Annotated in this window: 5 protein-coding genes; all 5 read right to left on the bottom strand. The window is 47.9% G+C overall.

Going from position 1 to position 2,827, the window contains the following annotated elements:
• Positions 1 to 195, bottom strand: a 195-nt coding sequence (locus tag HPY90_RS15740; RefSeq protein ID WP_287195909.1) for a glycosyltransferase, incomplete at its 3' end; no start/stop codon positions are given.
• A 228-nt stretch (positions 196 to 423) separates the two neighbouring features.
• On the bottom strand, positions 424 to 684 hold the full coding sequence (locus HPY90_RS16280; RefSeq protein ID WP_353733691.1) for a transposase: 261 nt from the start codon (positions 682 to 684) through the stop codon (positions 424 to 426).
• Positions 602 to 1,579, bottom strand: coding sequence for a transposase (locus HPY90_RS15735; RefSeq protein WP_287195908.1), 978 nt, complete (start codon positions 1,577 to 1,579; stop codon positions 602 to 604). The genes HPY90_RS16280 and HPY90_RS15735 overlap by 83 nt, the downstream gene beginning before the upstream one ends.
• A gap of 299 nt (positions 1,580 to 1,878) precedes the next feature.
• A complete protein-coding gene (locus tag HPY90_RS15730; protein WP_287195906.1) occupies positions 1,879 to 2,196 on the bottom strand; it encodes a glycosyltransferase family 2 protein in 318 nt (105 codons plus the stop codon).
• The gene (locus HPY90_RS16275; RefSeq protein WP_353733692.1) at positions 2,129 to 2,812 is read right to left on the bottom strand and encodes an O-antigen ligase family protein; all 684 of its coding nucleotides are present in this window, start codon (positions 2,810 to 2,812) and stop codon (positions 2,129 to 2,131) included. The genes HPY90_RS15730 and HPY90_RS16275 overlap by 68 nt, the downstream gene beginning before the upstream one ends.
• Positions 2,813 to 2,827 lie beyond the last annotated feature (15 nt).

Here is a 2,827-nt window from a genome sequence, read left to right as displayed (position 1 = left end):
TTGTATTAGTATAATGCGTTCTGGAAACTCTTGCTTTAATGTATTAAGTATGTCTTTTGTAGCATCGGTGGAGCCATCGTCTCTGACAACTAAGCGCCACTGAAGATAAGTTTGTTTTAAAAGAGATTCCAAAAAGTCACTGATATATTTAGCACTATTGTAGGTTGCAAGTGCGATTTCAATCAATTTATCCACTCGTGCACCCCCTGACTCAAATCTATCTTTGTGCAACCTGCAAAATAGCCCTTTTTTGATGGCAACAAATGGTTAATTAGGGACCTGACTGGTATTGATCTTGTCATTTCCTCTGCAAAAATCGCAAAAAATTAGACACGAGCCAGAAGTGCAGAGAAAGGCCAGGCAAAAGGGATAGATCATCCCTTCCATAGTAGACTGCGTTTTTTGGAATCGCGAATCTCTAATTTAAGCAGCCTTTTGGTTCTGTTGTTCTTGTTTCAGTTGGGCCAGGGTACCGGCAAGGAACGTGATCATGCTGATGGTCACATCAACAAAAGCCTTGTCAATTCCCCGCCGGGTCATCTTGTCCAGAAAGAGATGTTCTTTTAACAGCCCAAACCACCGTTCTATGGAGCTTCTTCGGTTATATGTCTTCTGCCATTTCTCGCTCCCCCGATGGGGGCAGCAGAACAAACGGGGGTTTTCGGTTATCTTTAACCTGACCACCGGCCCATAGGAGTTGTTTGAATTGCACTCTTTTTGACATTCTACCTGCCTGCTGGCCAACGGCCTTTGGGCACCGGAATTTGATGGTCAACTGTTTTCTGTCGGAACCCCAGAAAACCATCGCCTGTCCGGCCGGACAAAGAGGCGTGTCGTTTTCGTCAAAGCCCTCGGGCGGTTTCTTCTGGTTCCGCCTGTTTAACTTGATGATGGCCTGGGCTTTCAAATTGATGGCTTTCTTGTAAATATCGCTGGAGTCGTAACCGGCGTCCATCAGGTAATATTCCGGACGGAAACCGTAAATTAGCTGGTGCTGCCGGCAGGCTTCGTCAATCAGTACGGGCGCCAGTTCCACATCTGCCACGTTGGCCGGAGCGAGCCGGCCTGCCAAGGGCAGCGAGCCAATGTCCGTGAGCAGCACCGCGGCATGGAATTTATAGCCGTAAAACAGTTCGGTTTCCTCCTCGGATGCTGTCCGGTGACCCCAGGCCGAACCAGGCTGCTCGTTCTTTGGCCTTTCCCGGGGCGGGATGTCTGTGTTGTCAATGACGACCATGCCCTCGGAGGAGGTGCGTTTTGCTACCCGGGTAATCATTTTTTCGGCAACCTGGTCAAGAAGTTCCTGCCCGGCCTTCTCCTTCAATTCGCCGAGAAAGCGGTAAAAAACGGTGGCTGAAGGCAGGGGTTTCCGGGTGTCAAAACCGCACCAGTACGCAATCTGCGGGGAATACTTAAGGCACCTGACCAGGGCCTCGATCCCCGGCAACTGCACGATCTTTTGAAGCACGAGGGATCTAAACAGAGCTACCCGGCTGTAGCCGTGCCGGCCCACTCCTTTATACGCAGGGAACATTTTCTTAATGGGCTCCACATCAATCGACGCAAGGGCTAAAAACATCTGGTCGTCCTGGTCGCACTCTTTTACGAAACCTCAAAGGGAAAAAGCACTTGTTGGAGAAGATACAATAACGGGGGTTTCCTCCTCGTGTGTATGTTTTGGGTGGTTTTCGATTAAGTTCGAGACGAGGTAAGGAAATCCCTTCTGTTTATAGAAAATAGCGTGATCTAAGTTAATGCTAGGAATTGGGTAAAATTAATCTGGTGCCTGTTGAGAGTCTTGATTCTCAAGGATCAGAAGTTTTGCAGGTTATACTATCTTTAGTAAGCCTAGATCAGCCCCAGTCTGGATGAGGACCATCAGACGGTTGGGGGGTACTGCCTTGTCCTCTCTACCTCCAGCTCCGCCAGGCCACCGGCTTCAGCGGCAACCCGGTCATTCAAGCGCACGGGCTTGGTTGACGGGTCGTAAGCGAAGAACTTCGACTCAACCGAAAGTTTTCCCGCCGCCCAGGCTTTGATCTTTTCCAAGGAGCCGTCGGTGGAGCCATTGTCGATGACCACGATGCGGTAGTTGAGATGGGTCAGCCGTTGCACCGACTCCAGACATTCAACGGTATCCCGCCAACCGTTGTAGTTGAGGATGAGAATATAAACCTCGCTGAGCCGCTTTTCCAAATGAATACACCTTCCAAACGCCAATTCTTGTTAACTGGCCGTTTACGATTCCTTGAAGAGTTAACAACAGCATCAGAGGTTGCTGATCGTAAAGAGGGTTACTTGTTAAAGTATAAATGCCGAAAGCACATGTTGCGCCCACTAAAAAAAGTAAATCATACTCCTTGTACCTGTGAGCAATCTTTAAGCACAAAAAGTTATTTCGAGCGCAAAGTAAAACGCTCATCAAGAAAACCATCGTTCCAACGAAGCCTGTCTCAGCTAATACCTGAAGCCAGATATTATGCACATACGTAATTTCCGAGAAAATACCAATGCCTCCTACAGATTCAGCATAGTACAAGTAGTTATTAACTCCGATCCCTGTCAAAGGATACCGTGCAAACAATTCTAGTGCCGTTCTCCAATGATCAAACCTGCTATATATGGTTAACAAACGCGACTGCCTCTGAAAAATCAAAAAGAGCTGATACGCCGCAACAGGCACTACAACAAACAGGGTTAGGGTGAATAGTACTTTGCTAAACCTACTCGTCATTCGGCCGAAAAATATGGCATAAAAACCGAAAATGCACCATCCACAAAAAGAAATCAATGCAGCTCTACTCCCAGACAACCAAGATCCAGCTGA

Source organism: Syntrophothermus sp. (assembly GCF_013314835.1).
Classification (GTDB): domain Bacteria; phylum Bacillota; class Syntrophomonadia; order Syntrophomonadales; family Syntrophothermaceae; genus Syntrophothermus; species Syntrophothermus lipocalidus.
The sequence above is the reverse complement of the archived record's forward strand: the minus strand, read 5'-3'. Positions and strand labels throughout refer to the sequence as shown.

Coding starts and splice junctions, on each gene's coding strand:
- HPY90_RS15735 (WP_287195908.1), bottom strand. CDS start 1,579: ATGTTTTTAGCCCTTGCGTCGATTGATGTGGAGCCCATTAAGAAAATG.